Here is a 21,128-nt window from a genome sequence, read left to right as displayed (position 1 = left end):
ATGTCCTTGCAGCAATTCGCCGAAACCCACGAGGTGTTCAACCAGGTGCCTTCGCTGGAGGGGGCCAACCTTTACCGTGTCGACCTGCCGCTGCAGGAGTGGATTCGCCGCTACGACGGCGGCTGGGCCGAAGACCGGCTGAATACCTACGGCGCCCTGGCCGGCGGCCCGCTGATGCAGGCCGGCTTCCTGGCCAACGAGCACAAGCCGCAGTTCAAGACCCATGACCGCTACGGCAACCGCATCGACCTGGTGGAGTTCCACCCGGCCTATCACGAGCTGATGCGCACGGCCATCGAGCACGGCCTGCCGTCGCTGCCCTGGACCGACCCGCGTGCCGGCGCCAACGTCGTGCGTGCCGGCCTCACCTACCTGCACAGCCAGGCCGAGGCCGCCAGCGGCTGCCCGCTGACCATGACCTTCGCCGCCGTGCCGGCCCTGCGCCTGCAGCCGGAGATCGCCGAGGTCTGGGTACCGAAGATCCTCGCCACCGAGTACGACCCGCGCAACGTCGGCATCGAACAGAAAGCGGGCGTCACCATCGGCATGGCCATGACCGAGAAACAGGGCGGCACCGACGTGCGTGCCAACACCACCCGTGCCTACCCGGTGGGCATCGGTGGCCCGGGCCAGGCCTACGAGCTGGTCGGCCACAAGTGGTTCTGCTCGGCGCCCATGTGCGACGCCTTCCTCACCCTGGCGCAGACCGACAAGGGCTTGTCCTGCTTCCTGTTGCCGCGCCACCGCCCGGACGGCACGCGCAACCAGTTCTACGTGCAGCGCCTGAAGAACAAGCTGGGCAACTGGGCCAATGCCTCCAGCGAGGTGGAATACCGCGGCGCCCTGGCCTGGATGGTCGGCGAGGAAGGCCGTGGCGTGCCGACCATCATCGAGATGGTGGCGATGACCCGCTTCGACTGCATGGTCGGCTCCAGCAGCCTGATGCGTCAGGCCTTGACCCAGGCCGCGCACCACTGCGCGCACCGCAAGGTCGGCGGCAAGGTCCTGGCCGACCAGCCGCTGATGCAGAACGTACTGGCCGACCTGGCCCTGGAGAGCGAGGCCGCCCTGGCCCTGTCCATGCGCATGGGCCGCGCCCTCGACCACCTGCACGACGAGCAGGAAGACAAGTTCGCTCGCCTGGTCACTGCCATCGGCAAGTACTGGATCTGCAAGCGCGCGCCGGAGATGGTCTACGAGGCCAGCGAGTGCATGGGCGGCGCCGGCTATGTCGAGGAAACCATCCTGCCAAGGCTGTACCGCGAGGCGCCGGTCAACTCGATCTGGGAAGGCTCGGGCAACGTGCAGTGCCTGGACGTGCTGCGCGCCCTGTCGAAGGAGGCCGGCGTGCTCGACGCGCTGTTCGCCGAGCTCGGCGACGGCCATGGCGATGCGCGCCTGAAGGCGCATATCCAGCGGCTCAAGGCGGATTTCGCCGATACCGCCGACATCCAGTACCGCGCCCGCCAGCTGACCGAGGACGTGGCCGTCGGCCTGCAGGCCAAGCTGCTGCTGGAAGCCGGCAACAGCACGGTGAGCGATGCCTTTATCGCCAGCCGCCTGGAGGGCCGTGGCCGGGTTTACGGCACCCTGCCGCGCGGCGTCGATGTCGAGGCGCTGCTGGCGCGCAGCACGCCGCACCTGGCCTGAGTCAGGTGCGCTGCTGGCGCCGCCAGTAGGCCAGGTAGATCAGCGCCAGGCTGGCAGCCAGGGCGCTGGCGCCGAGCAGCGCACGGTAGTGCCAGTGGGCATAGCCGAACGCTCCGAGCACGCCGCCGCCGATGAAGCCGGCGATCAGGATCAGGTACAGCAGGATGCGCCGACGGTCCGCCGGCTGCCCGCGCAGCTTGAGGCCGAGCATGATGCCGAGGTCGGTGAACAGCCCGGTGACATGGGTGGTGCGCACCACGGCGCCGCTGTAGGTGCTGGTCATCGCGTTCTGCAGGCCGCAGGCGGCCGAGGCCAGGTAATGGCCGAAGTCGCTGCCGCGCTCCAGCATCAGCATCGCCAGCAGCAGGGCCAGGCTTTCCGCCAGCAGCGCCACGCCGTAGCGCCGGCCGAGCTTGAGCGACTGGTGGCCGATCACACAGCCGCTGATGGCGGCGCCGAGCACGAAGCTGAGCAGGATCAGCAGCAGGTGCAGGGCTGCGCCGGTGTCACCCTGGGCCAGCTCCACGCCGAGCAGACTGGAGCTGCCGGACAGATGCGAGACACCCTGGTGGTTGAACCCGAGCAGCGCGATGGCATTCACGCTGCCGGCGATCAGCGCCAGGCAGAAGCCGCCGATCTCCACCCAGCGTGGTAGTTGATTGATCATGGCGAGACGTCCCCCGGCGTGTCGTTGCCTGCTGTTATGCCGCAATCGCTGCCGGCGCGCCATTCATCCTTAGGAGAACACCCGCCGCGTCAGCGGCAGGGCGCCGAGGGCCGCCACCACGAACAGACTGGCCGCCAGGCACAGGGCCAGGGGCAGGCCTTGTGGACCGATACCCATCAGCGCGCCGCTGAGCAGCGGGCCGAGCAGGCTGCCGACGCCCCACAGCATGCCGACGCAGGCGTTGGCGGTGACCAGGTCGGGGCCGCGGAAATGCTGGCCGATCAGCACCAGGGCCAGGGTGTAGATGCCGCCGGCGGCGGCGCCGAGGACTGTCAGGGCCGGCCACAGCAGTTCGCGCTGCTCGATCAGCCAGGGCAGCGCCAGACCGATGCCCAGGGTCACCAGGCCGCAGGCCAGGTGCAGGGCGCGTCGCTCGACGCGGTCGGAGAGACAGCCCAATGGCACTTGGCAAAGCATGTCGCCGCCGAGGATTACGCTGGCCATCAGCGCCGCCACACCGACCGCCCAGCCGTGCCCGCTGGCATACACGGGGAATAGCGACAACACCACCGCATCGAAGAAGGCGAAGAACAGTACGCCCAGGCACAGCGCCGGGGCGACGCGGACGAAGCCGACCAGGGAGAAGCGCCGCGGCGCCTCTTCGGCAGTTTCCGACCAGCCCGCCGGCAGGCTGTGCCAGACCAGTGCCAAGGCCACCAGATTGGCCGCCACCACCAGCAGCACCGGCCAGGCACTGGCGGTACCGAACAGGCTGATCATCGCCGGTCCGCCCAGCTGGCAGCCGGTGAAGCAGGCGGCGTAAAGCGCGACGGTCTGGCCGCGCTTGCGCTCGTCGCACAGCTCGTTGACCCAGGATTCGCCGAGGATCACCAGCACGCCCATGCCGACGCCGAGCAGCAGGCGCGCGCTGGCCAGCAGCGGCAGGCTCGGCTCGGGCAGTAGCAGGGCGGCGCTGGCCAGCAGGCACAGCGCGAAGCAGGCGAGGTACAGCTGGCGGCCGCTGAAATGGCGGCACAGGCGGCCGACCAGCAGGGCGCCGAGGATCATCCCGGCCGCCGGCATGGCCGACAGCGCGCCGATGGCCAGGCTGCCGGCGCCGGCCTCATGCAGGCGCAGGGCCACCAGCGGCAGGGTGGCGCCCATGCTCAGGCCGACCACGGACACGGCGAAGATCAGCACGCCGAGCAGATAGCGAGGGTTCATGTTGCTCTCCAGCCCGTTTGTGGCCCGGGCGCGGCCAATAAAGCGAAGGTTGTCCACGCCGGGAGGCGGGACAGCTGACAAGGGCGCGGGGGAGTCGCGGCGCGGGGCCTGCGTGACTCAGCGGTGGGCGGCGGGAGGCGAGAAGGTGAAGGCGAACAGCACGCTGCGGCGACGACGTTGCAGCGCATCACGCGGCCAGATGCGCGCCAGCAGCCGTGGGTCGGGCTGGGCGGAACAGGGCAGGTGGGCAGACGACGACATTGCAGGCGTTTTCGCTGGAATCGGCGGGGCGCGAAGTCTAGGGCGCGGCCTGGCCGGGGTCAATGCGTGGCGGACGGGCTGTCTTTTGCCGGCGCATGACGTTAAGGTGGCCGCCGATGGTTCCGCCCCTCATGGGCGGATGAAAAGGGAACAGGGTGCGGCGCATGTCGCCAATGCCCTGGCTGCCCCCGCAACTGTAAGCGGCGAGCGAAGCCCACATGCCACTGACCCTCGGGTCGGGAAGGCGGGCGGAGCGCCGAGCCGCGAGCCAGGAGACCTGCCATCGCACCTCCAACCACCTCCAGATCACCGCGCGGTGGGCGCGGGAAAGGAATTCATATGCATATCGAACCGGGTGTCGTCGAAGGCGCCAAGATCTTCCTCAGCTATGCCACGGCCGTTGCCGGCCTGGGCCTGACCGTCAAGCTGGCCCGTGACAGTATTCGCGACAACGGCGGGGCCCTGGCCCTGGCGCTGCGCAGCCTGATCACCACCGTTCTGGTGTTCGGCTTCTTCGAGGTACTGCCGCATCACCCGGTGGGTGTCTCGGAAGTCCACCTGATCCTCGGCTCGACCCTGCTGCTGCTGTTCGGCGCGGGGGCGGCGGCCATCGGCCTGGCCGCCGGGTTGCTGATCCAGGGCCTGTTCTTCGCTCAGTTCGACCTGCCGCAGTACGGTATGAACGTCACCACCCTGCTGCTGCCGCTGTGGGGCATCCACCTGCTGGCCAAGCGCATCATCCCGGCGCGTACCGCTTATGTGGACACTCGCTACACGCAGGCGCTGGCGCTGTCCACCGCCTACCAGGGTGGCATCGTCGCCTGGGTGGCCTTCTGGGCGTTCTACGGCCACGGCTTCTCCAGCGAGAACCTGGCTTCGGTCGGCAGCTTCGGCCTGGCCTACATGAGCGTGGTGCTGCTCGAGCCGCTGATCGACCTGGGTGTGCTGGCCGCCGCCAAGGCCCTGTCGCGCTACAGCCAGGGTCCGCTGTTCAACGTGCGCCTGCACCAGCCAGCCTGACCCTGCCGCGCCGGACCGCCTGGCGGTCTGGCGTCTCCCTCGCCGGCGCTGGGTGCGTGACTCAGCGCCGCTGCCAGACCATCCTGCCGGTGTTGCTCTCGGTGACCAGGTAGGGCGTGTCGAAGCGATAGCGCGCCGCTGGCTGGAAATCCTTCGTCCCTTTCAATTGCACCAGGAGCAGGCCCTGCTCACTGCGCCAGCGTCCGCTGTACTGCAGCTCGCCCGGACGGTCGTAGCTCCATTCGCTGCCGCCGGCCACGCTGCGGCGCCATTGCTCGATGCTGCCGTCAGCGCGAATGCGCAGGGTGGTGACCGTGGTCAGCGAGGCATACTCCAGGCCCTCACTGTTGCTCATCTGCTCGAACACCCAGGTGCCGACCAGCGCCGGGTCCTGCCGCGGATTTGCTTGCGGCGGGACCGTGGCGACCCGCTGGAAAAGCGTCTCGCGCAGCAGTGTCTGGCCGCTCTGTGGGTCGCGCGCGGCCAGGCTGGCGGCGAGCATGTCGTTGGCGTAGTTAGCATTCATGTTGGCCAGCACCTGGCCGGAATCCGCGGCGCTGATCTGCGCCTGCAGGGCCTGGCCATCAAAGTGGCCGCTGAGGCGAAAGCGCTGCTGGTCCTCGATGTACTCGCCTTCCACCTGCTGTCCCTGGCTGCGCAGCACCAACTGCACCGGGCGCTCGTCGAGGGTGCCCTGGTAGTGCCCGTCGAGGTCGGCGGCCAGCAGGGTCGGGCCGGTACAGGCAAGCAGGCAGAGAATCGACAGGGCGCGCATGTTTAGCTCCGGGGTATCCGAGCTCCAAGCCTAGAAGCTGGCGCCCGGCTGCGCTTGCCAGTTGTGCTCGGGGCTGGCGGGCCGACTGCCGCACGGCGCAAGATAGAGCCGTTGCCAAGCCAGGAAGCTGTCCCGTGACTGTCATGTCGTCTACCGATTTCATCGTCGCCGCCACCGCCGAGGAGGCCGTCGATCGCCTCGCCGCCCTGCATCGCCAGGCCTCTGAGGCACTCAGTCTGGCGCTCAAACGCTACCTCAAGGAGCGCACCCTGCCCGGTGAAACCGAGCGTGCGCTGTTCCGCTACCCCGAGTTGCGTCTGACCTACCATTGCCAGGGCGAGGTGCCGAGCAGCGTGCGTGCCTATGCCAAGGTGCAGGTACCCGGCACCTACCGCGCCACCGTGACCCAGCCGCTGGCCTTTCGCGGTTACCTGCTGGATCAGCTGCGGCCGCTGATGGAAGACTTCTCGGTGACGGTCGAGGTCGGCTTCAGCCAGCAGAACATTCCCTATCCCTACGTGGTTGACCAGGGCGACGAGCTGTCCGGTTCCGGGGTGACCGCCGCCGAGCTGGCGCGGGTGTTTCCCAGTACCGACCTGTCCGCTGCCACCGACTCCGTGGCCGACGGCCTATACGGCTGGGGCGACAGCAGCGACCTGCCGCTGGCCCTGTTCGATGCGGCGCGCACCGACTTCTCGCTCAAGCGTATCCAGCACTACACCGGTAGCGACTGGCGCCATGTGCAGCCGTGGATTCTGCTGACCAACTATCACCGCTACGTCGATCAGTTCATCCGTCATGGCCTCGAGCAGCTGCGCGACAACCCGCGCTTCGTGCGCATGGTGCTGCCGGGTAACGTGATCATCGAGCGCGGCACCTCGGAGGAGGATGCCCAGGCCGTGGCCGACGCCGTGGTATGGCACCGCTACCAGATGCCGGCCTACCACCTGATCGCCAATGACGGCCATGGCATTACTCTGGTAAACATCGGCGTCGGCCCGTCCAACGCCAAGAACATCACGGACCACCTGGCGGTGTTGCGCCCGCACTGCTGGCTGATGATTGGCCACTGCGGTGGCCTGCGCCAATCGCAGACCATCGGCGACTACGTGCTGGCTCACGCCTACATGCGCCGCGACGGTATTCTCGATCGCGTGCTGCCGCCGCACATTCCCATCCCGGCCCTGGCCGAGGTGCAGCAGGCGCTGCAGGAGGCGGCTGCCGGCGTCACCGGCGAGCGCGGCGAAACCCTGAAGAAGCGCCTGCGCACCGGTACCGTGCTGACCTACGATGATCGTAACTGGGAGCTGCACTGGGCCCACGAACGGCCGTTGATCAACCTGTCGCGCGCAGTGGCGGTGGACATGGAGAGCGGCACCATCGCCGCCCAGGGATATCGCCTGCGGGTGCCTTACGGCACGCTGCTGTGTGTGTCGGACAAGCCGCTGCACAGCGAGATCAAGCTGCCTGGCTCGGCCACCGGCTTCTACCAGCGTGCGGTCAGCCAGCATCTGGCGATTGGCATCGCTGCACTCGACCTGCTGCGCTGCCAGCTCGACTCGCTGCACTCGCGCAAGCTGCGCAGCTTCGACGAGCCGCCGTTCCGCTGATCGAGAGGGCGTTCACCCTCTCCCCAGCCCTCTCCCGTAAACGGGAGAGGGAGTGTCCTGCTCGCCAACTCGGATCGTAGCCCGGATTGCATCCGGGCTACCCCAGCGGTCGAATCAGGCGTCGCGCAGGCGCAGGTGCAGCAGCGGATAGGGCTTGTCGGCGCCGTCCAGTTCGGAGCGGCCGATCTGCTCGAAGCCTTGCGCCAGGTAGAAGGCCAGGGCGCCCGGGTTCTGCTCGTTGACGTCGACCAGGCGCACGCCGTCGTGCTCGATGGCGTGGCGCAGCAGCGCCTTGCCCAGGCCGCGGCCGTGCTGTGCCGGGTCGACGAAGAGCATTTCCAGGCGATCCTCGGCGGTGCCGCAAAAGCCCAGCACCCGGCCGCGCTCGTCGCGCAGGCAGGTCAGGCGCACCAGATCGAAGTATTGCTCGGCGAGCATGCGCCGGTAGAAGCGGATGTCATCCTCGGCGAGGAAGTGGTGGGTGGCGCGCACCGCCGCCTCCCACACCTGCAGCAGGCGCGGCCGGTCGGTGCCGTCGACTGCGCCCAGGTGCCAGGCCGGGGCGCGGCGCCAGTGCAGCAGTTCGCTCATCGGCTGGCGTCCAGTACCACGCGGTAGCGCGCCTTGCCGGCGCGCAGGTGGTCCAGCGCGGCGTTCACCTGGCTCATCGGGAAGTGCTCGACCTGCGGCAGGATCTGATGGCGGGCGCAGAACTCGAGCATGGTCGCCATGCTCGACGGCGAGCCTACCGGCGAGCCGGACAGGCTCTTCTGCTGCGGAATCAGGCTGAACACGTGGGTGGGAATCGCGTTGGGCACAATGCCGACGAAATGCAGGCGGCCCTTGCCGCGCAGGGTGGCGAGCATCGCGTTCCAGTCCAGGTCGGCGCTGGCGGTGACCAGCAGGAAGTCGAGGGTGCCGGCGATGGCCTTGAGCGCCTTGCCGTCGGTGGACGCCACCACCTTGTGCGCGCCCAGGCTCATGGCCTCCGCCTGCTTGCTCAGCGAGGAGGTGAAGGCGGTGACCTCGCAGCCCCAGGCGTTGAGGAAGCGCAGGGCCAGGTGACCGAGGCCGCCGATGCCGACCACGCCAACGCGGTCGGTGGGCTTGATGCCGTACTCCAGCAGCGGGCTGAACACCGTGGAGCCGGCGCAGAACAGCGGGCCGACCAGCGCCGGGTCGAGCCCCGCCGGCAGTGGCACGGCCCAGGCCCAGTGCGCGCGCAGGCGATCGGCGAAGCCGCCGTGGCTGCCGACGATGGTCGGTTTCACCGTACGACAGAGATTGTGCGAACCTTCCATGCACGAGCCGCAATGCATGCAACTGCCCTTGTACCAGCCGATGCCGACGCGCTGGCCGAGCTTGAGGCCGCGCGCCTGCTCGCCGACGCGGACGATGGTGCCGACCACCTCGTGGCCGGGGATGAAGGGATAGCGGGCGTTGCCCCACTCGTTGTCGATCATCGACTGGTCGGAATGGCAGATGCCGCAGTACTCCACGGCCACCTCGACCTCCTCGGCGCCCAGCGGGCCGGGGTCATAGCTGTGGCGTTCGAGCGGTACGCCCGGTGCGGTGGCGGCCCAGCCGGTGAAGGTGTCGAGTTCATGGCTCATGTACGGTGTCCTCTGCGGTCGATGCGATGGCAGCAGCTTAGCCGGATGTGCGGCGCAGCGGCTCATCATCAACGCGCTTGATGATGCTCGGTTAAACTGCGCGCTTTCCCCCAGTCGCGGAGCTTGCATGGCGCGCCCACCCCGTCCTTCCCAGCCCCGTCATCCCGCCCCGCGCCGGGTGGCCAAGGCGCCGCCGGCCGCGCCGCGCTTGATCATGCTGAACAAGCCGTTCGACGTGCTCACCCAGTTCCAGGACGAGCAGGGCCGCGCCACGCTCAAGGACTTCGTCGCGGTGCCCGGCGTCTACCCGGCCGGGCGCCTGGACCGCGACAGCGAGGGTCTGCTGCTGCTGACCAACGACGGCCGCCTGCAGGCGCAGATCGCCGATCCCAGGCACAAGCTGGCCAAGACCTACTGGGTGCAGGTGGAGGGCGAGCCGAGCGAGGAGCAGCTGGCGCAACTGCGCAATGGCGTGCAGCTGAATGACGGCCCGACCCTGCCGGCCGAGGCACGCCGCCTGGACGAGCCGCTACTGTGGGAGAGAAATCCGCCGGTGCGCTTTCGCAAGAGCGTGCCGACCGCCTGGCTGGAGCTGGTGATTCGCGAGGGGCGCAATCGTCAGGTGCGGCGCATGACGGCTGCCGTGGGCCTGCCCACCTTGCGCCTGGTGCGGGTGCGCATCGGCCCCTGGAGCCTGGATGATCTGGCGCCCGGGCAGTGGCGCGAGCTGGAGCCCAGGCTGCGCTGAGGTTCGCTCAGTAGCCGGCCTTGATCACGCTGATGCCTTTGTTCAGCACCTCGCGCCAGGCGCTGCGAATGCTTTCGTTGAACTGCTTGTCGTGGCCGGAAACGGTCAGCAGCAGGGCATCCAGCCACAGGTCGTAGAGTTCCGGGCGAATGTCCAGGCGGCCGCGCGAGTGGCTCTCGCCCAGGGCACGCAGCTTACTGTCGGACATGCCGCGCGCGTACATCACCAGGTTGAGGATGCCCTGGCGCAGCAACAGCTTCTGCGCCGGCATGTCGGTCTCGGTGAACTTGGCGCGGATTTGCGGCGAACTGTCGAGGAAGGTGCGATAGAAGTCGTCGAAGAAAGTGGGGCTGGCGCAGCAGCGTCCATAGCTCTGCATCACCAGGTCTGCGGGGCTCATGATAACTCCTGTAAATAGCGGGAAGGCCGCGTGCCAGACGCTGCCGTAGGTCAGTCAGACGTCGCGTGCGCGACTGGCGACACCCTCAGCCGTGGATGCCGCGGGCCATCTCGATGATGTAAGTGATGATCGGCTTGGCCAGGAAGGCGAACAGGCACAGGCCCAGGCCGAGGAACAGGATCGCGGTGCCGAGACGGCCAGCCTTGGACTTCTTGGCCAGGTCCCAGATGATGAAAGCCATGAACACCATCAGTCCGCCCACCAGGACGTACATCATCAGGGCTTCGAACTGTTCGGTTTCCATCTGGGCCTCTCGGAAATGCGGGGAATGGCGACGGGGCCGGCATTATACGCGCCTCGTCGACCACTGCAGCATTTGCCGGTTGGTTCAGCTGCGCAGATGCTCCAGGGGTAGTTCGGTGCTGGACAGCACCTGATTGAGCACGAAGCTGGAGCGCACGCTGGTGACGCCTTCGATGCGGGTCAGCTGGCCGAGGAGGAATTTCTGGTAGTGATCCATGTCCGGTACCACCACCTTGAGCTGGTAGTCGGCGTCCATTCCGGTCACCAGGCTGCACTCCAGCACTTCCGGGCACTGGCGGATCACTGCCTGGAAGTGTTCGAAGCGCTCCGGGGTATGCCGGTCCATGCCGATGAGGACGAAGGCGGTCAGCGACAGGCCGAGTTTCTTGCGGTCCAGCAGAGCAACCTGGCGCACGATGTAGCCATCGTCTTCCAGTTGTTTGACCCGCCGCGAACAGGGCGATGGCGACAGGCCGATGCGTTCGGCCAGCTCCTGGTTGGAGATGCGCGCGTCGTGCTGCAGTTCGGCGAGGATGCGCAGGTCATAGCGGTCCAGCTTGTTCATGTTCGGTCTTCTTTGTTTTCAGATTGCGCTATTCAATCTAACAGTGAAGATAAATTGCGCAAGTCATGTTTGATTGAGCAATCTTCGCAATCCTCTCGCACCCCGGCCTCGATAAGCTTTCTCTCAGTTTCATGGCCCGGACGACATGTCCAACCGCGCCGCCCAATCAGGCGCTGCGGCGCCGGCGATCCTACCGGGTCGCGCAGGCTCCCGGGTCCGCACCGCCCAACCAGGCGGGCGAGGAAAGCGGTGACACGATCGCCAGTGCCGGACACGAAAAAGGGGAGGCCTAGTGCCTCCCCTTTTTCTTGCCTGCAAGTCAGGCCAGGCCGCTCAGGCGCAGCAGCCACCAGGCGAGGATCAGCATCTGCGCCAGCAGGCCGGCAAAGCGCAGCCAGACGAACAGCGGGCCGGTGCTGATCAGGTGCATCGCCGACTGGAACAGGCGCGCGCCCAGCAGCAACAGCGCCAGCGGATCGGTCAGGGCGGTCTGCCCGGCGTGCATCGCATAGAGCAGCACCGCCGCCTGCAGCGGCAGGTTTTCCAGGCAGTTGGCGTGGGTGCGCACCAGGCGCTGGCCGAAGGCGCTCGGCGTATTGCTGCCGTCGGGGGCGAAGGCGTTGACCTTCATGCGCCCCCCAAGCACCAGCAGGCCGCGTTGGTTGATGATCAGGAACATCAGCAGCAGTGGCCAGGCAGTCAGGCCGAGCAGGGCGATGGCGGAGGGGGACAGGTTCATGGTGGCGCCTTTTTGTTGTTGGTCTGCCACGCAGTCTAGTGTTTTTAGAGTATTTGCTCTAGTCGCTCGCGCCGTTCGCCTGCGCTTGCCTGGAGGGGCTCAACTGGCGCCGAAGAGCTGCTGCAGCAGGTACCCGGCGAGGAAGGCCAGGGACGCAGCGGCACCACCGGTGAGCAGGGTGTAAAGCCCCGAGCGCAACAGCGGCTTGGCGAACACCAGGCTTTTCAACATGCCGATGGAGAAGAACACGGCGGCGGCCAGCAGCGCACTGATGAGGAACTGGCGTTGCATGTCCAGGCTGGCGAAGAACAGCGGCAGCAGCGGCAAGCTGCCAGCGAGCAGGAAGGTGGCAAAGGTCACGGCGGCGGACACCAGGGGTGCCGGTGGCGCTTGCTGCAGGCCGTATTCCTCGCTGAGCATGGTCTCCACCCACAGCTGGCGATCCTGGCAGATGGTGGCGACTATCCTGTCCAGCGTTTCGCCGCTGAAGCCCTTGCGCGCGAAGATCTGCCGGACCTCTTCCCGCTCGCCTTCGGGCACCCGCGCGATGTGCTCCTCCTCGGTGGTCCTGGCCGTTTCGCGGAACTCGTGGAGGGACTTGACCGCCTCGTAGTTGCTGACGGCCATGCTGAAGCCGTCGGCCAGCAGGTTGGCGAAGCCCATGATCAGCGCCACCGAGGCCGAGAAGCCGGCACCCACCGCGCCGGCGACGACGGCGAAGGTGGTGACGCAGCCGTCGATGGCCCCCAGTACGGCATCGGCGACATAGCGCGGCTGCAACGGCTGGTCCAGGCGCTGCTCGATGGCGGCGGGCTGGTGCTGACGATGCAGCGTCTCGAGGCTGGTCTTCTTCATGGTGCCGTTCCGCGCTTCAGTCACGGATTCAGCATAAGCGCGAACCTGTCTGCGTGCCTGCGGTGTTCAGGCCGTGGGTGCCGTCGGGGTCGCGTAGGCCAGCACCTGGGCGCGGGGGAACTCGCTGCGAATGGCGTCTTCCACCTGTTTGCACAGACTGTGGCTCTGCTGCAGGCTCAGGTCGCCCGGCAGCTCCACATGCAGCTGGACGAACCAGTGGGTGCCGGAGATACGTGTGCGCAGGTCGCTCGTACCCAGTACCCCGGGTACGCCACTGGCCAGCAGGTGCATGCGCTCGCTCAGCTCCGGCGCCAGCTCCTCGTCCATCAGCACGGCGATGGCCTCGCGCACGATGCTCACCGCGCTCCACAGGATGTAGGCGGCAATGCCTAAGCCGAACAGCGGGTCTAGGCGCTGCCAGCCGAAGCCGGCCAGCACCAGGGCGAGGAGGATGCCGCTGTTGAGCAGCAGGTCGGAGCGGTAGTGCAGCGAGTCGGCGCGTACCGCCGTGGAGCCGGTGACACGCACCACGTGGCGCTGGAACAGCAACAGGGCGACCGTCATCGCCAGCGACAACAGCATCACCGCGATGCCCAGGGTCTGGGCGCCGAGTGGCTGTGGGTGCTGCAGGCGATCAATGGCCTGCACCGCCACCAGCACCGCGCTGGCGCCGACGAAGAGGGCCTGGGCCAGGCCGGCCAGAGCCTCGGCCTTGCCGTGGCCGTAGCGGTGATCCTCGTCGGCCGGGCGCAGGGCGTAGTGCACGGCAATCAGGTTGAGCAGCGACGCGGCGCCATCCAGCAGCGAGTCGGTGAGGCCGGCGAGCAGGCTCACCGAGCCGCTCAGCCACCAGGCTACCGCCTTGGCCAGGGCCAGCAGCAGGGCGGTGGCGAGCGCCGCCCGGGTGGCCAGGCGCATCAGGCGGGCGTGTTGGGGCATTAGGGTCTGCTCCCGTTTCGGCGCGAACCGCGTTGCAGCATAAAATCGCGCCAGGCTAGGCGCGGGACGCAGGCAATGGTCATTCCCTTGCCAAGTCCTGCAACGACGCATGGCGCGATTTTACGCGCAACCCAAAGGGACGGGCCCGTTTTGGCGCGGAACGTCGTTACTCGCCGGCTCATTTGGACGACCAAACTTCGCGTCTCGCGCCTAGCCCCCCGCCAAAACGGGCTCCGTCGCGGTCGCGGCGAAACGGGAGCAGACCCTAGTGTCATGGCAGTTCCGGCAGGGCGTAGATGTAGTCGAGCCCCGGCGCTGGACGGCCCATGGCGGTCAACGCGGCGCTGATCTGGCCGCGATGGTGGGTGCCGTGGTTGATCAGGTGGGTGACGATCTCCAGGCGCGAGCGCTGCTGGGGTTCGCCGGCCATGTTGCGGTAGGCCAGCGGGGCCAGCAGCTCGACATCGACCAGCCCCTCCAAATGGTCGCGCCAGGCGGCCACGCCGGCCTCCAGGTAGTTCTCCAGCGCGGTGCGCTCGGCGACCGCCTCGGCATCCAGGCGGGCGAACGGCTGTGCTTCGTCGCGCACCCGCGCCAGCCAGATGCGGTCGGCCACCGCCAGGTGGTTGAGGGTGGCGTGGATACTGCCGAAGAACAGCCCGCAGGGCGCGCGGTACTGCGCCTCGTCCAGGCTCGCCAGCTCGCCGAGCAGGCGCGCGTAAGCCCAGCCGTGATAGGCCAGCAGGCGCTGCAGGTGAGTGGCGAGGTGCTGCATCAGGCCTCCGCGCGCAGGCCGTAGGCGGCCAGTTGCTCGATCTTGCCACTGTGCTGGATCAGGCGCGGGTCGTCCAGCGGCAGGTCGCGGCCCAGCTCGCGCTGCAGAATGGCCTTGAGCTTGCGGTTGTCGACGCGGCCATCCGCGCCAATGGCGTCTTGCAGCTTTTCCGGGGCCAGCGAGTACTGGTTGTCGGGCAGGTAGATGGCGCCGGTGGCGAAATCGATGCCGAAGGCGATCAGTCCGGGGATCACGTAGAACAGAATGCCTACTGCATTGAGGCCGGCCACCACAGGGTCGATCTTGCCTTCGATCTGGCCGCGGCGATCCGGGAAGAACAGGGTGCCGCAGGCGGTCAGCTGGGTGACCAGGGAGAGCGCGACGACACTGCCGATGATGCGGGTCTTGCTGGGCATAAGCACCTCCGAAAATTGAGGGCGGCACTATAGCAAGGCCGCCGTTGCAGTTGGATGCGCGGGCGCTGCCGTGGTTCGTATAATCGCCGGCCTATCGGAGAAGCCATGAACCGCCTGCCCATCGACGACGTATTGCCCGCCCTCCGCCAAGCCCTGGCCGAGCGCCACGAGGCCGTGCTGGAGGCGCCACCCGGTGCCGGCAAGACCACCCGCGTGCCGCTGGCCCTGCTCGGCGAGCCCTGGCTGGCCGGGCAGCGCATCCTCATGCTGGAACCGCGCCGGCTGGCCGCGCGCGCCGCCGCCGAGCGCCTGGCCAGCGAGCTGGGCGAGAGCGTCGGCGAGACGGTGGGCTATCGCATTCGCCTGGACAGCAAGGTCGGCCCGCAGACCCGCATCGAGGTAGTTACCGAGGGCATCCTTGCCCGCCGCCTGCAGGACGATCCGGCGCTGGACGGCGTCGGCCTGGTGATCTTCGACGAATTCCACGTTTTGCGGAATGCACCGAAAGGCTCAATTTCTTGTCAGGGCTCTGTGAGGGCATTCTGCAGTCCGGTACTGGCTGGCACCTGGTATTTGCCTAGTGAAGCAGTGGCCAGAATCCATCAGTGGCGCCTCTGATGGTCATTGGGCTCTGTCTGGCTGCGTGATTGGCATTTGCGGATCCAGCGAGGAGTCCTTTTTAGATAGGCGAGGGGAATAGGCGTCGCAGGGTGCAGGGACAAAAATTCCTGCAATTTGCTCGACCTTGTCTAGTGACGCCCTCCACTTTCCCCGTTCGAGCGCATTGCTGACCCGATGGAAGCAGGACTAACCACCTGAGCTGGGCCTCGTATAAAGTCTGGACGGGGCACTAGACGTCAATCTCGGTTAGCTCTTTTTCGATGCGCTGCAAGAGATCCTGAAGGCTGACATCCGGATTTGCTGATCGATATGCCGCAGTGATGATGCTTAAAGGATGCACATCAAGTGCCTGCCCAATCTGGTCAATCTTGAGCAGAGTGACGTTCCACGTCCCCCCATTCTCCAGCATGCTGATATAGCTCTGGCTTGGTCCCAACCCTTCCTGGCTGCGATTACGAACAGAGCGAAATGCTTTGATCGCTTCCCCGATCGTGACTTTGAGTGGCTTTCCCATTTGTCGCCCTACAAAAGGAAAGATGAAGCCGCGCTCAGAGAAAATGGGCTATGCTGTATATTGATATTTTGGGGATTTCTGATGTTTCAGACGTATCTGCATGCTCGAATTCCATCTCACCCGGCGTTCGCTGAGCCTTTGCTGTGGGCTGAGGTTGAGCACGACATCCATCGGCCTTGGTTCTATGTGCATCTTGTGGAACACGGGCCGGATCTGCAGTTGCAGCGCATGATCATGATTAGCCATGAGCGTTCCCTGCAGGCACTCCTTCAGGCCCAGACCCCAAACTGGGTTGTTCAAAGCGTTCAGCTGATGACGCCGGCCCACGTCAACGGGGCTGAGCAATGGAAGCTCGAACTGCTAGAGAGTCTGCTCTGGTATGGGGATGTAGGCATGGATCCTACTCTGGCTTATAAGGTCCACAATGGCTCCGTCTACATCACTGGAGATATGACTCTTGCCCAGAGTGGTTGTCCGGTAGAAGTCCTCTTTGATCAGTCGATGCTCGGTGGGTCCACCACTGACAACGCCCATTGAGCGAACGGTTTCTGTTATCGCCGCACGTAGGTTTCTCTAAGGCATCCAGAACGATGGCTCTCTCCCAGATGATCTCCGCCGGCGCGCCCTTGGTCTTCTGCGCCACTATCCCAGCGGTCCAGAAGTCTTGCTTCTGGCGAAAAAGGAAGATGCACTTCAGGGTATGAATGTTGGCATGGCCTGGCAGCTCTTCGCCGAAAGGCATCGAGATTTCGATGATCTCCTAGAAAAGCTTCTGGAGGCGGATAGCGACATTCGAACCTAGGGGAGGCAGAGAATCCCAATGCCCAATGAGCGTGCCGAACAATTATGCAGGTGGAGTGACTTTTGAAACGGCCGGAGGCTGATGAGTCGATCGCCAGCGATATCCGCAGCTTTTTGAGCCAGATTGTGCGACATGATCCCTGTGATGGGGCACGTGCGCTCATGACTCCTCGCGAGCCATCCCCCTGATCCGAGAGTGAGCTCATTAATTAGTGTCGATAACTGATGTGCCTTGATGAGTACATAATAAGTCTTTCCCAAATCTGGTGCTCCGTGAGCCGCTAGCAGAGCACATCATCTATGCCGCTAGCCATGTACTACGGGTGGGGCGTCTCACTTCGTTTCTGTTTGGGCGCTGACCACGTGCGGTGGGCTCCTAGCCCTGGCAGCTTAAAGCTGAACGTAACTGGCCCGCTTAAGGCTATATGGGTGGCTCGATGAACTGCATAGACTTGTTGGAACCTGTAACCGAAAAGGTGCTTCTTGCCGGCCGATTGTTGGCTGCAGAGTGGGATCGTCCTGGTGGTCCGAGAGGAAGTGGTGATGTGGCAGTGGTCGATGGAGAGATCGAATCCTTCCTGCGAGCGGCGCTGCTTGAGATACTGAACTGCGACTTCTGGGGAGAAGAGACGGGAAGTCGCCTGACTGGACATGAGTATTGCTGGGTTGTTGACCCAAATGACGGCACTCGGGACTTCCTGCTGGGGCGGATGGGGTCGGCTGTCTCGGTCGGGCTTTTGTACAACGCTGTTCCAGTGCTAGGGGTGGTTTATGCCCCAGTGACTTCAGATCGTGGCCCTGATTGTATCTCGTGGGTAAAGGGCCTTGGCTCCGTTATGCGTAACGGTCAAAAGACACCGTGTCGCCTGGACCAACTCAGTCTGGGGCCCAGTAGCCAAGTGCTAATCAGCACTGCCGCCGCCATCAAGCCAGAAATGAATGCTGAGCTATGTGCTCCAGCGGGTTTCGTTCCAATGCCAAGCATTGCCTATCGCCTGGCACGTGTTGCTGCCGGTGATGCAGTTGTCGGCGTCTCTCTGGTTCCGGTGTCAGCGCATGATGTGGTCGGGGGGCACGCGTTGCTTATTGGCGCTCGAGGAGTGCTGCTTGATCAGGACGGATTTCCCATTTCATACGATTCCAAAGAAAAAATGGCAATCGTGTCGTCAAGATGCTTTGGCGGTGCTCCTCTTGCGTGCCGAGAGCTTGTGCAAAAGGACTGGGGGAGGCTGTTTGCAGCTTAATGCGCCGGGCCTCCAATCCTCCAAAAGTACTTTTCCTCGACTTCGATGGCGTTCTGCATTCGGACGCCGTTCTCATGACCCGGAAAGGGCCGAAATTGCGAGCTGAGGGCTCGCTTTTCATGTGGGTAGATATCTTGATTGAGGTGCTGGAGGATTGCCCTCACGTCCAAGTGGTACTGAGTACAAGCTGGGCGCGCCACTTTGTAGTGCTCAACCCATCCCGGGCAGTGGGTTAAGTTTTGCTTCGGCGACCGCAGGTGGTAGCCCATGGTTGAATTGACCTGGTCTGATCCAGTTGTAGCGATTCATCAGGTAATGGCTGATCTTCATGGCCGCGCCGAAACAGACTGCTAATGCCAATAAATATTGACCAGCAAACTCAGATCGAAAACATCACTAAAAGCCCAGCATATACTGCTTCCCTGATTTGGGGGCTTCGATGATTTCCTTACCAATTGACCTCGTATTGCCAGACCTACGAGAGGCTCTGGCCGGCCGTAATGAAGTGATTCTTGAAGCGCCACCTGGTGCAGGCAAGACCACTCGGGTTCCCTTAGCTTTGCTGAATGAACCTTGGCTTGGTGACCAGAAGATTCTGATGCTTGAACCTCGCCGGCTGGCTGCTCGGGCTGCCGCTGAGCGGCTAGCCAGTGAGCTAGGAGAGAAGGTTGGTGAGACTGTCGGCTATCGCATTCGCCTTGAAAGTAAGGTAGGTCCGCGCACCCAGATTGAAGTGGTCACGGAAGGCATCTTGGCTCGCCGGCTCCAAGAGGATCCTACGTTGGATGGGGTGGGTGTGGTTATCTTCGATGAATACCATCTACGGACACTTGAGGCTGATCTTGCTCTCGCACTCTGCCTGAATGGCCGCGATCTGCTTAGAGACGAGAGCCAGCCTCTAAAGATTCTCTTGATGTCCGCGACGCTGGAAGGTGATCGCCTCTCTAAGCTACTGGATGACGCACCTATCGTATGTAGTGAAGGGCGTATGTTTCCGGTCACAACTAACTGGGGGCGACCTTACCGACCTGGCGACAATGTTGAGCCCCGGGTCGTGCAGATTTGCCAGCAAGCACTTGCCGAGCAAAGCGGAAGCCTCTTGGTCTTCCTACCCGGCCAAGCCGAGATCTGTCGCGTGCACGATCAGTTGAAAGAGCAGCTTGAGGGGCGCAGCGATGTTCTGCTTTGCCCGCTCTACGGTGAGCTGGATCTGTCTGCCCAGCGCGCCGCCATCGAGCCGGCGCCTGCCGGCACGCGCAAGGTGGTGCTGGCGACCAATATCGCCGAGACCAGTCTGACCATCGATGGCGTGCGTGTCGTGGTGGATGCTGGCTTAGCGCGGGCTCCTCGCTTCGACCCGGTCAGCGGTATGACCCGACTCGACACTCAACGAGTATCTCGAGCTGCTGCCGCTCAGCGTGCTGGGCGAGCAGGGCGGCTCGAGCCGGGAGTATGCTACCGGCTGTGGTCGGAAGCTCAGCATGATCAGCTCGCTGCCTTCGACGCTGCAGAAATCCTTCAAGCGGATTTGTCCGGTCTAGCACTGCAGCTTGCGCGCTGGGGCGTCGAACCAGCTGAGCTAGCATGGTTGGATGCTCCTCCGGCTGCAGCATTCGCTCAGGCTCGAGATCTGCTTCTTCGACTTGGCGCTCTCGATGAACGCGGTGCGATCACCTCACACGGACAGGCCATGGCGGAGCTACCGACCCATCCGCGAATCGCTCATTTGCTCCTACGTGGTCAGGCGCTTGGACTTGGAAACCTGGCTTGCGATGTCGCAGCACTACTTGGCGAAAAGGACATCCTTCGAGGTGCCGGCGCTGATCTACTTGATCGCATTACCGTGATGAACAATGAGCCTGGCTCTCGAGCTGGTCGAGGGGGCGTACAGCGTGCTCGCAAACTATCTAGGCAGTTCCGAAGCTATCTGCGAGGCCCAGCATCAGAACAAGTAGCCGACCCTGATCATCCTCGCTGGTTGGGTGCTTTGCTGGCGTTCGCCTACCCGGATCGCGTTGCGCTTAAGCGTCGTGATGGCGGCGGCAACTACAGGCTTGCAAACGGGCGTGCGGCTCAGTTCGGTGAGCCAGATGCGCTGATGAAAGAGGACTGGCTCGTGATTGCGGATCTTGGGAGTAGGCAGGGCCAGCGTGAAGAGCGCATCTATCTTGCGGCAGCCCTTGATCCTTCACTCTTCGACACTGTGCTTGCTGAGCAAGTAACGCAGCAAGACGAGCTTGAGTGGGATGAGCGTGAAGGTGCGCTGAAGGCGGAGAGGCAAAAGCGTGTGGGTGAGCTTGTCCTCAGTCGGGCGGCCTTACCTTGCCTTGATGAAGATGCACGCTCAAAAGCCCTTATCGGACTTGTGCGGCGTAAGGGCCTGGAGCTGCTGCCCTGGACGCCGGAGCTGCGCCAGTGGCAGGCGCGGGTGGCGCTGCTACGTCGCCTCGACCTGGAGCAGAAGGGCTATAGCGAATGGCCGGACCTGAGTGACGTCGCGTTGCTGGCGACGCTGGAGGACTGGCTGCTGCCGTACCTAGGCAAGGTCAATCGTCTCAGCCATTTCGCGACCTTAGATCTGCCGGGCATCCTACTGGGCCTCCTGCCCTGGCCGCTGCCTCAGCGCTTGGATGAGATGGCTCCGAAGACCCTGCAGGTGCCCTCTGGGTCTCGCATTGCCCTGGATTACTCAGAGCATCCTCCTGTGCTTGCTGTGCGCCTGCAGGAGCTGTTTGGGTTAGCTGAGACGCCGCGTATTGCAGGTGGGTACCAGGGCGTGTTGCTGCACCTCCTGTCGCCAGCTCGTAGACCCGTGCAGGTGACCCAGGATCTAGCCAGCTTTTGGGCGAATACCTATATCGATGTGAAGAGGGATTTGAAGGGTAGGTACCCTAAGCATTGGTGGCCTGATGATCCTATGCAGGCCGAGCCGACAGCGAGAGCAAAGCCAAGAAAATAGAAGAACAGCCACTGCTGATTAGTCCTTGAGTTGAGCACCTGCATTTGGGGCTCCTTGAAGGCGCTTTAGTTAGCAGCTTGCTTCCTGCTGTCTTGGTCTATCGGCTGAGTTGCTTGGCCAGTGAAGCTATACGCCTTGAAGGTATGTTCGCAAAGGGCTCTGACGCGTAATTGGTAAAGCTATCGGAGCAGTGGCTATACCCTATGGCTGCTCCTGGCCGGAAGCAGACGCTGGTGACAGGCTGTTGGCGCTGATGGAAAATTGACCCACCCTGCCGATTGAAATTTGACCCAGGACGGATTGCTGATTTTGTTACCAGCAACTGTGGATAAGTCTACCAGCGCAGCTGCTGTTGCCCCCACTCCTTCGCTAGCCCAGTTCAGCTGTTGAAGACCTGCCACATGCAGCCATGCAGCAGGCCGTCGTCGC

23 protein-coding genes, 2 pseudogenes and 1 riboswitch are annotated in these 21,128 nt (G+C 64.4%); of the genes and pseudogenes, 9 read left to right on the top strand and 16 right to left on the bottom strand.

What is annotated here, in order from left to right:
• A complete protein-coding gene (locus ACOAPY_RS18220; protein WP_465154227.1) occupies positions 1–1,650 on the top strand; it encodes an acyl-CoA dehydrogenase family protein in 1,650 nt (549 codons plus the stop codon).
• Position 1,651: 1 nt separating this feature from the next.
• Here ACOAPY_RS18220 and ACOAPY_RS18215 read toward each other — a convergent pair whose 3' ends face one another.
• From ACOAPY_RS18215 to ACOAPY_RS18205, 3 genes are all read right to left on the bottom strand, one after another.
• Positions 1,652–2,317: a YoaK family protein gene (locus ACOAPY_RS18215; protein ID WP_465154226.1), complete on the bottom strand. Its 666-nt coding sequence runs from the start codon at positions 2,315–2,317 to the stop codon at positions 1,652–1,654.
• Between the two features lie 69 nt (positions 2,318–2,386).
• Entirely contained in the window at positions 2,387–3,541 is a 1,155-nt protein-coding gene (locus ACOAPY_RS18210; protein WP_465154224.1) for an MFS transporter, read from the bottom strand.
• Positions 3,542–3,658: 117 nt separating this feature from the next.
• On the bottom strand, positions 3,659–3,802 hold the full coding sequence (locus ACOAPY_RS18205) for a hypothetical protein (protein WP_465154223.1): 144 nt from the start codon (positions 3,800–3,802) through the stop codon (positions 3,659–3,661).
• Positions 3,803–3,902: 100 nt separating this feature from the next.
• A riboswitch (cobalamin riboswitch) is annotated at positions 3,903–4,101 on the top strand.
• Positions 4,102–4,141: 40 nt separating this feature from the next.
• On the opposite strand from ACOAPY_RS18205, the gene ACOAPY_RS18200 reads away from it, so the two are divergent.
• Entirely contained in the window at positions 4,142–4,822 is a 681-nt protein-coding gene (locus tag ACOAPY_RS18200) for an energy-coupling factor ABC transporter permease (RefSeq protein ID WP_076583932.1), read from the top strand.
• A 61-nt stretch (positions 4,823–4,883) separates the two neighbouring features.
• Here the strand turns inward: ACOAPY_RS18200 and ACOAPY_RS18195 are convergent, their stop codons facing one another.
• Positions 4,884–5,597, bottom strand: coding sequence for a hypothetical protein (locus ACOAPY_RS18195; protein ID WP_465154222.1), 714 nt, complete (start codon positions 5,595–5,597; stop codon positions 4,884–4,886).
• Between the two features lie 143 nt (positions 5,598–5,740).
• Here ACOAPY_RS18195 and amn point away from each other — a divergent pair, with 143 nt between their 5' ends.
• Entirely contained in the window at positions 5,741–7,207 is a 1,467-nt protein-coding gene (gene amn, locus ACOAPY_RS18190) for an AMP nucleosidase (protein ID WP_076583935.1), read from the top strand.
• A gap of 114 nt (positions 7,208–7,321) precedes the next feature.
• Here the strand turns inward: amn and ACOAPY_RS18185 are convergent, their stop codons facing one another.
• Together ACOAPY_RS18185 and ahr are read right to left on the bottom strand one after the other, a co-directional pair.
• Positions 7,322–7,798 carry a GNAT family N-acetyltransferase gene (locus ACOAPY_RS18185; RefSeq protein WP_465154221.1) on the bottom strand — a complete coding sequence of 159 codons (477 nt, stop codon included), beginning with the start codon at positions 7,796–7,798 and terminating at the stop codon, positions 7,322–7,324.
• Positions 7,795–8,820, bottom strand: coding sequence for an NADPH-dependent aldehyde reductase Ahr (gene ahr, locus ACOAPY_RS18180; RefSeq protein ID WP_465154220.1), 1,026 nt, complete (start codon positions 8,818–8,820; stop codon positions 7,795–7,797). Before ahr ends, ACOAPY_RS18185 begins: the two co-directional genes overlap by 4 nt.
• Before the next feature lie 178 nt (positions 8,821–8,998).
• Between ahr and ACOAPY_RS18175 the strand changes: the two genes are divergently transcribed.
• On the top strand, positions 8,999–9,568 hold the full coding sequence (locus ACOAPY_RS18175) for a pseudouridine synthase (RefSeq protein WP_465156856.1): 570 nt from the start codon (positions 8,999–9,001) through the stop codon (positions 9,566–9,568).
• A 7-nt stretch (positions 9,569–9,575) separates the two neighbouring features.
• On the opposite strand, the gene ACOAPY_RS18170 is transcribed toward ACOAPY_RS18175, so the two are convergent.
• From ACOAPY_RS18170 to ACOAPY_RS18135, 8 genes are all read right to left on the bottom strand, one after another.
• A complete protein-coding gene (locus tag ACOAPY_RS18170) occupies positions 9,576–9,968 on the bottom strand; it encodes a globin (protein WP_076428314.1) in 393 nt (130 codons plus the stop codon).
• An 85-nt stretch (positions 9,969–10,053) separates the two neighbouring features.
• Complete coding sequence (locus tag ACOAPY_RS18165; RefSeq protein ID WP_076428312.1) at positions 10,054–10,272, bottom strand: DUF2788 domain-containing protein; 219 nt, start codon at positions 10,270–10,272, stop codon at positions 10,054–10,056.
• 84 nt (positions 10,273–10,356) lie between these two features.
• The gene (locus ACOAPY_RS18160; protein ID WP_076428310.1) at positions 10,357–10,836 is read right to left on the bottom strand and encodes an Lrp/AsnC family transcriptional regulator; all 480 of its coding nucleotides are present in this window, start codon (positions 10,834–10,836) and stop codon (positions 10,357–10,359) included.
• Positions 10,837–11,155: 319 nt separating this feature from the next.
• Entirely contained in the window at positions 11,156–11,575 is a 420-nt protein-coding gene (locus ACOAPY_RS18155) for an MAPEG family protein (RefSeq protein WP_076428308.1), read from the bottom strand.
• A gap of 99 nt (positions 11,576–11,674) precedes the next feature.
• Positions 11,675–12,430 (bottom strand): VIT1/CCC1 transporter family protein, encoded by a 756-nt coding sequence (locus ACOAPY_RS18150; RefSeq protein ID WP_076583943.1) that lies wholly within the window; start codon positions 12,428–12,430, stop codon positions 11,675–11,677.
• Between the two features lie 66 nt (positions 12,431–12,496).
• Complete coding sequence (locus tag ACOAPY_RS18145) at positions 12,497–13,369, bottom strand: cation diffusion facilitator family transporter (protein WP_465154219.1); 873 nt, start codon at positions 13,367–13,369, stop codon at positions 12,497–12,499.
• 271 nt (positions 13,370–13,640) lie between these two features.
• The gene (locus ACOAPY_RS18140; RefSeq protein WP_465154218.1) at positions 13,641–14,144 is read right to left on the bottom strand and encodes a DinB family protein; all 504 of its coding nucleotides are present in this window, start codon (positions 14,142–14,144) and stop codon (positions 13,641–13,643) included.
• Positions 14,144–14,560, bottom strand: coding sequence for a polyribonucleotide nucleotidyltransferase (locus ACOAPY_RS18135; RefSeq protein WP_076583953.1), 417 nt, complete (start codon positions 14,558–14,560; stop codon positions 14,144–14,146). Before ACOAPY_RS18135 ends, ACOAPY_RS18140 begins: the two co-directional genes overlap by 1 nt.
• A 105-nt stretch (positions 14,561–14,665) precedes the next feature.
• Between ACOAPY_RS18135 and ACOAPY_RS18130 the strand changes: the two are divergent.
• Positions 14,666–15,046 (top strand): annotated as a pseudogene (locus ACOAPY_RS18130) (DEAD/DEAH box helicase); the annotation flags it as partial.
• A gap of 364 nt (positions 15,047–15,410) precedes the next feature.
• On the opposite strand, the gene ACOAPY_RS18125 reads toward ACOAPY_RS18130, so the two are convergent.
• The gene (locus ACOAPY_RS18125; RefSeq protein ID WP_128668287.1) at positions 15,411–15,695 is read right to left on the bottom strand and encodes a helix-turn-helix domain-containing protein; all 285 of its coding nucleotides are present in this window, start codon (positions 15,693–15,695) and stop codon (positions 15,411–15,413) included.
• A gap of 81 nt (positions 15,696–15,776) precedes the next feature.
• On the opposite strand from ACOAPY_RS18125, the gene ACOAPY_RS18120 reads away from it, so the two are divergent.
• The 3 genes from ACOAPY_RS18120 to ACOAPY_RS18110 all read left to right on the top strand — a co-directional run bounded on the left by ACOAPY_RS18120 (position 15,777) and on the right by ACOAPY_RS18110 (position 17,976).
• Positions 15,777–16,232 carry a hypothetical protein gene (locus ACOAPY_RS18120; protein WP_142028697.1) on the top strand — a complete coding sequence of 152 codons (456 nt, stop codon included), beginning with the start codon at positions 15,777–15,779 and terminating at the stop codon, positions 16,230–16,232.
• Positions 16,233–16,933: 701 nt separating this feature from the next.
• Entirely contained in the window at positions 16,934–17,740 is an 807-nt protein-coding gene (locus ACOAPY_RS18115) for an inositol monophosphatase family protein (protein WP_142028698.1), read from the top strand.
• Positions 17,668–17,976, top strand: a complete 309-nt coding sequence (locus ACOAPY_RS18110; protein WP_465154217.1) for an HAD domain-containing protein — start codon at positions 17,668–17,670, stop codon at positions 17,974–17,976. Before ACOAPY_RS18115 ends, ACOAPY_RS18110 begins: the two co-directional genes overlap by 73 nt.
• On the opposite strand, the pseudogene ACOAPY_RS18105 reads toward ACOAPY_RS18110, so the two are convergent.
• A pseudogene (locus tag ACOAPY_RS18105) lies at positions 17,951–18,076 on the bottom strand (IS3 family transposase); the annotation flags it as partial. The gene ACOAPY_RS18110 and the pseudogene ACOAPY_RS18105 overlap by 26 nt on opposite strands.
• 103 nt (positions 18,077–18,179) lie before the next feature.
• Here ACOAPY_RS18105 and hrpB point away from each other — a divergent pair.
• Positions 18,180–20,699, top strand: coding sequence for an ATP-dependent helicase HrpB (hrpB, locus tag ACOAPY_RS18100; protein ID WP_142028699.1), 2,520 nt, complete (start codon positions 18,180–18,182; stop codon positions 20,697–20,699).
• Positions 20,700–21,128 lie beyond the last annotated feature (429 nt).

Origin of the sequence: Pseudomonas stagnisoli (assembly GCF_048595745.1) — a bacterium.
In the GTDB taxonomy this organism is placed as follows: Bacteria; Pseudomonadota; Gammaproteobacteria; order Pseudomonadales; family Pseudomonadaceae; genus Aquipseudomonas; species Aquipseudomonas alcaligenes_A.
Note: the sequence above shows the minus strand (reverse complement) of the source record. Positions and strands in the feature narration are given on the sequence as shown.

What these genes read in the sequence shown, in the direction of transcription:
- ACOAPY_RS18220 (WP_465154227.1), top strand. Translation starts at nt 1, where the DNA reads ATGTCCTTGCAGCAATTCGCCGAAACCCACGAGGTGTTCAACCAGGTG.
- ACOAPY_RS18215 (WP_465154226.1), bottom strand. Translation starts at nt 2,317, where the DNA reads ATGATCAATCAACTACCACGCTGGGTGGAGATCGGCGGCTTCTGCCTG.
- ACOAPY_RS18210 (WP_465154224.1), bottom strand. Translation starts at nt 3,541, where the DNA reads ATGAACCCTCGCTATCTGCTCGGCGTGCTGATCTTCGCCGTGTCCGTG.
- ACOAPY_RS18205 (WP_465154223.1), bottom strand. Translation starts at nt 3,802, where the DNA reads ATGTCGTCGTCTGCCCACCTGCCCTGTTCCGCCCAGCCCGACCCACGG.
- ACOAPY_RS18200 (WP_076583932.1), top strand. Translation starts at nt 4,142, where the DNA reads ATGCATATCGAACCGGGTGTCGTCGAAGGCGCCAAGATCTTCCTCAGC.
- ACOAPY_RS18195 (WP_465154222.1), bottom strand. Translation starts at nt 5,597, where the DNA reads ATGCGCGCCCTGTCGATTCTCTGCCTGCTTGCCTGTACCGGCCCGACC.
- amn (WP_076583935.1), top strand. Translation starts at nt 5,741, where the DNA reads ATGTCGTCTACCGATTTCATCGTCGCCGCCACCGCCGAGGAGGCCGTC.
- ACOAPY_RS18185 (WP_465154221.1), bottom strand. Translation starts at nt 7,798, where the DNA reads ATGAGCGAACTGCTGCACTGGCGCCGCGCCCCGGCCTGGCACCTGGGC.
- ahr (WP_465154220.1), bottom strand. Translation starts at nt 8,820, where the DNA reads ATGAGCCATGAACTCGACACCTTCACCGGCTGGGCCGCCACCGCACCG.
- ACOAPY_RS18170 (WP_076428314.1), bottom strand. Translation starts at nt 9,968, where the DNA reads ATGAGCCCCGCAGACCTGGTGATGCAGAGCTATGGACGCTGCTGCGCC.
- ACOAPY_RS18165 (WP_076428312.1), bottom strand. Translation starts at nt 10,272, where the DNA reads ATGGAAACCGAACAGTTCGAAGCCCTGATGATGTACGTCCTGGTGGGC.
- ACOAPY_RS18160 (WP_076428310.1), bottom strand. Translation starts at nt 10,836, where the DNA reads ATGAACAAGCTGGACCGCTATGACCTGCGCATCCTCGCCGAACTGCAG.
- ACOAPY_RS18155 (WP_076428308.1), bottom strand. Translation starts at nt 11,575, where the DNA reads ATGAACCTGTCCCCCTCCGCCATCGCCCTGCTCGGCCTGACTGCCTGG.
- ACOAPY_RS18150 (WP_076583943.1), bottom strand. Translation starts at nt 12,430, where the DNA reads ATGAAGAAGACCAGCCTCGAGACGCTGCATCGTCAGCACCAGCCCGCC.
- ACOAPY_RS18145 (WP_465154219.1), bottom strand. Translation starts at nt 13,369, where the DNA reads ATGCCCCAACACGCCCGCCTGATGCGCCTGGCCACCCGGGCGGCGCTC.
- ACOAPY_RS18140 (WP_465154218.1), bottom strand. Translation starts at nt 14,144, where the DNA reads ATGCAGCACCTCGCCACTCACCTGCAGCGCCTGCTGGCCTATCACGGC.
- ACOAPY_RS18135 (WP_076583953.1), bottom strand. Translation starts at nt 14,560, where the DNA reads ATGCCCAGCAAGACCCGCATCATCGGCAGTGTCGTCGCGCTCTCCCTG.
- ACOAPY_RS18125 (WP_128668287.1), bottom strand. Translation starts at nt 15,695, where the DNA reads ATGGGAAAGCCACTCAAAGTCACGATCGGGGAAGCGATCAAAGCATTT.
- ACOAPY_RS18120 (WP_142028697.1), top strand. Translation starts at nt 15,777, where the DNA reads ATGTTTCAGACGTATCTGCATGCTCGAATTCCATCTCACCCGGCGTTC.
- ACOAPY_RS18115 (WP_142028698.1), top strand. Translation starts at nt 16,934, where the DNA reads ATGAACTGCATAGACTTGTTGGAACCTGTAACCGAAAAGGTGCTTCTT.
- ACOAPY_RS18110 (WP_465154217.1), top strand. Translation starts at nt 17,668, where the DNA reads ATGCTTTGGCGGTGCTCCTCTTGCGTGCCGAGAGCTTGTGCAAAAGGA.
- hrpB (WP_142028699.1), top strand. Translation starts at nt 18,180, where the DNA reads ATGATTTCCTTACCAATTGACCTCGTATTGCCAGACCTACGAGAGGCT.